The sequence below is a fragment of the Chryseobacterium sp. VD8 genome (assembly GCF_037149975.1).
Classification (GTDB): Bacteria; Bacteroidota; Bacteroidia; order Flavobacteriales; family Weeksellaceae; genus Chryseobacterium; species Chryseobacterium indicum.
The window spans coordinates 1-4,304 of the sequence record NZ_JBBCQL010000307.1 but is presented as its reverse complement, the minus strand read 5'-3'; the positions used below and the strand labels follow the sequence as shown (position 1 = coordinate 4,304).

The 4,304-nt window shown below is 36.8% G+C and carries 4 protein-coding genes; all 4 read right to left on the bottom strand.

Annotation, left to right across the window (positions count from 1 at the left end; genetic code table 11):
• Positions 1-182 precede the first annotated feature (182 nt).
• Complete coding sequence (gene mutL, locus WFK35_RS21030) at positions 183-1,970, bottom strand: DNA mismatch repair endonuclease MutL (RefSeq protein WP_087707024.1); 1,788 nt, start codon at positions 1,968-1,970, stop codon at positions 183-185.
• A 330-nt stretch (positions 1,971-2,300) separates the two neighbouring features.
• Positions 2,301-3,143 (bottom strand): YoaK family protein, encoded by an 843-nt coding sequence (locus tag WFK35_RS21025; RefSeq protein WP_214587864.1) that lies wholly within the window; start codon positions 3,141-3,143, stop codon positions 2,301-2,303.
• Positions 3,144-3,171: 28 nt separating this feature from the next.
• The gene (locus WFK35_RS21020) at positions 3,172-3,666 is read right to left on the bottom strand and encodes a hypothetical protein (RefSeq protein ID WP_336734472.1); all 495 of its coding nucleotides are present in this window, start codon (positions 3,664-3,666) and stop codon (positions 3,172-3,174) included.
• 177 nt (positions 3,667-3,843) lie between these two features.
• Positions 3,844-4,304: sensor histidine kinase (locus WFK35_RS21015; RefSeq protein ID WP_336734470.1), on the bottom strand; the 461-nt coding region annotated here is incomplete at its 5' end.

Here is a 4,304-nt window from a genome sequence, read left to right as displayed (position 1 = left end):
GCTTCCATGCATAAACATATGCGTAACAATCTGCCAAGATTTGAAAAATGGCGAGAAGGGATAAAAAGCAGCAAGATATCCTACAAATCTATCCTGAAACAGCAAATTGGCTATAACAAATACAGCAACATTGATGATGATTATATTTCTCGTTACGGGAGGTATACTGTTAAACATAGCTTCTAAAATTTGTTTTTAAAATCATTAAACGGAACTTCGTAGAAACATCTTTTTCCGTTGGGCAAAAATTCCGGAAAGCCCAAAGCGGTAAAATCCTTGATAAGCTGCTCCGCATCTTTTTTGTATATAAAATCGAATCTTGATTTCGACTGCAGCTTACTCCACTGGTTCTGATAATACTGCATAAATTCTTCCTCAGATTTATACTCCAGAATTTCAAAAAGGTTTTCAAGAAACTTCATGACCTGCGTTTCTTTCAGTCCTTCCGGAACCGCATCTATTCTTAAAACACTTTCGTGGGCAATGCTCATTTCAAAACCAAGCTCCGGAAGATATTTTTTAATGGAATTATATTTCGCTTTTTCAATCTCATTCATGTGATATTCGAGAGAAAAGAGTAAAGCATGACCATTGGTTGTTCCTTTTTTTACAGGTTTTGTATTTTCAGAAACCACGAGTCTGTGCATTCTTCCTAAATCCAGCATTAAAGTTTCATCCCCTTTGTTGAACAGCCAGTATCCGTTCGGCAACCTCATCAGATCTTCATCAAAATCTTCATCCTCAAACAGATTGATCTTGGAAGGTTCTGCGGTAATATTCTGATGGTACATTTCCGTAAGATTCTGAATTTCCGCCTGTGCAACTTCCCGCTCTTCAATAAAAGGATTGTAGTCTTTATCTACGATTATTTCAGGCATTTTCAGCGTGGTACCTCCTCCACTGTTTCCTTTACTCGGGAACGTTTTGTGCATAATTTCATCAAAGTGAGGATCTTTTTCAAAATCCAGACTTGGCGAAACGTTATAAATTCCCAAAGAACGTTTAATGGTGGAACGCAACAGAGCAAAGATCAGATGTTCGTCTTCAAATTTTACTTCCGTTTTCTGAGGATGGATATTAACGTCTATTTTTTCAGGATCAATGTCTAAGAAAAGAAAAAACGTAGGTACATAACCCGGCAACAACAATCCTTCAAAAGCTTCCTGAACGGCTTTATTGAAGTATGGACTTTTAAAATATCTTCCGTTGACAAATAAAAACTGTTCGCCTCTTGTTTTTTTCGCTCCTTCCGGTTTGGCAACATACCCGTGAAGCTTACACCAGATAATATCTTCTTTGATGGGAATAAGCTGTGGCTGCAGTTTTCTTCCGAAAACATCCACAATACGCTGCATCTGGCTTCCTTTTCTTAACCTGAAAATCGGCTCATCATCATGAAACAGAGAAAACTCAAGCGTTTCATGCGCTAAAGCAACTCTTTGAAATTCATCGATAACATGTCTGAATTCTACGTTGTTGTTTTTCAGGAATTTTCTTCTTGCCGGAACGTTATAAAATAAATTTTTAACCAAAAAATTAGAACCTTCCGCGGTCTGAACAGGATCCTGAAACTGGAAAACCCCGCCTTCGATGTAAATATTTGTTCCGATGGTAGCGTCTTTCTGCTTGGTTTTTAATTCCACCTGAGAAACGGCTGCAATCGAAGCCAGCGCTTCGCCACGGAAACCTTTGGTAGAGATTTTAAAAATATCTTCTGTTCCGCGGATTTTTGATGTGGCGTGTCTTTCGAAAGCCATTCTCGCATCTGTTTCAGACATTCCTTTTCCGTCGTCTACAACCTGAATCAGATTTTTTCCGGCATCCCGGATAATCAACTCAATTTTTGTGGCATCTGCATCAATGGCGTTTTCCAAAAGTTCTTTCACAATGGAAGCCGGTCTCTGCACTACTTCTCCTGCCGCAATTTGGTTGGCTACATGATCGGGTAAAAGCTGAATAATATCTGACATAAAAAACGTAAATCAACTTACAAAAATAGTCATTCAAAATAAGAATAAAAACTATAAACTTCTGAATTAAAATTAATTTATCAACATATCAACATTCCAGCCATCATCCGGATTCAGACAAATTGTCTCGTTATCGGGGTTTTCCTAAAAACACAATCCCCCAATTGCGTTATACAATTAGAGGATTGATTCACAGCTAGTTTACACAAAATTAATACTGATATTTATATCTCTTATTTAACATTGTCTGTTTAATCCGGCAAAGCTTTACAAAAAGTATTCAGAATGTTATCAAGAATTTTGATCTTTTACGCTAAGCTTCTGCCCATTTTATTCATCAAATACAAGCTTTCTTTTCTTGTCTCTCTTCTGCTCTTTAATCACCGGAATTCCGTGGATTTTATCATAAAAATACGCCATCAGATTCGGTTTCTTATAAATTTTGCTGTACCGGTATTTCGTATTGAAATGTCTGATATGAATTTTGTAAGCATCATAACCAATTACCACCAGCAAACACAGACTGATTACATAAAACACCCTGAACTCAAGATAATAGTAGGTTAATCCTGAAAAAACCGCACCCAAAACATAGGAAATCATGATGCTCATCAACAGTTTCGCTCTTGCTACCAGTTCGCCGTTTTTTCTGAATTTTTTCTGCGTAAACATGGAGAATAAAATCCCGAGATCGGTGGTTGTTCCTGTAAGGTGAGTGGTTTTTACCGAGAAATTAGAAATACTTGCCGTTAAACCATTCTGCAAACCTGTTGCGAATAACATTAAAGCGACCAGATATTCCGTTTCTTCCAGTGTTTTCCGGTAATAAAACTGTCCGTAGATTCCCACAAACAGTAAACAGGCAATTTCAAGAACCAAAGGCATTGCATGGGCGAAATATTTACTTTTCTGATTGAATGTAATCACAATAAAATTCGACACAAATCCTCCGAAAAAGAACAGGAAGATCCACATTCCCACCACTGCAACCTGCGACCAGTTTGCCTTGCTGATTTCTGCCGCAAGAATAGCATAATGCCCCGTTACATTGGAGGTAAAAGAGAGAAATATCAACAGAGAAGCAATGTTTATAGTACCTGCCGTAAAGGCAGTCAGCGTTCCTAATCTGATGTTGTCTCCCAACGTTCTGCTGTTACTATAATTCCTTAGCATTTTTCTAAATTTTTAAAGTTCTTTGGTGTTAAGCTTCTACAAAGATCTCCGCAAGTCTTCCTTTTTCCGGAAGGCTTTTGCGAACTTCAACCGAAATTTCCTGAGATTTCAGGTCTTTACATTTTTTGATGTAAGGAATAAGATCGAACTTACCATTTCCTCTGCTTTTAATAGAAGGAGAATAGTATGCTTCTTCAATATTTTCCGCTTTCACATAATTATTGAATGTTCTCTGGAAACTGCCGGTGAAAATATCGCACACAATTTTATTGATTAAATGGGGATATTTATTTTTGATAATTTCATAGGCATCACAGAATTCCTGCGGTCTGATTTTATTGAAAATGGTACTTTTCGTATTAAAAAGAAGATCTCTGATGGAATCTCCCATATCATACCCCGAAACCAAAAGAATGTTATATTGATTCTGGTCTTCCGAAGCGTCTTTTTCTCTCATTACTTTTTTCAGAATGTTCAAAGATTCAAGAGAATAATCGGTGGCTATTAAAATCGTCTTGTTCATATTAATGAGATTTAGATTTGTATTTATTCTTTTTTGATATTACAAAACTAAAACGACCAGATTAGAACGTCTTTGGAACGGAATTAAAATGTGATTAAAGAGATTAAAATACGATTAGAATCAGTTAAGAAGAATTAACAGTTTAAATGAAAAAGAGTAAAATGAACGATGATTATATTAAATATCTTTTCCGTCTGTCTGCATACTGTAGTAATTCGGGAAACGCAACTGAACAGTGGTTCCCTGGTTTTCGTGCGAGCTTACGAGTAATTCTCCGCGATGTATTCTTACGATATTTCTTGCCAGAGGAAGTCCGATTCCATAGCCTTCGTAATTTTTGGTGTTAGAAGCCCTGAAAAAAGGATCGTAAATTTTATTCATTTCCTGTTCGGGAATTCCGATGCCGCTGTCTTTTACAATAATATAGACATCCGAATCCGTAGCTCCCAAAGAAACTTTAACCTGCTGAAAATTAGAATATTTACAGCCATTTTGGATAATATTCGCAACCGCAAGATGCAGCAGCTGTTCATTGCCCTGAACTTTCAGTTTTTTAGGATTGTCCGGCAACATACTGATATCGAGATAGATATTATTTCTTGAATCTATTCTTCTGAGGGTTTCAATGACATCCCAAA

Excerpts from the sequence above, each read along its gene's own strand:
- WFK35_RS21020 (WP_336734472.1), bottom strand. The coding sequence starts at position 3,666 with ATGAACAAGACGATTTTAATAGCCACCGATTATTCTCTTGAATCTTTG.
- mutL (WP_087707024.1), bottom strand. The coding sequence starts at position 1,970 with ATGTCAGATATTATTCAGCTTTTACCCGATCATGTAGCCAACCAAATT.
- WFK35_RS21025 (WP_214587864.1), bottom strand. The coding sequence starts at position 3,143 with ATGCTAAGGAATTATAGTAACAGCAGAACGTTGGGAGACAACATCAGA.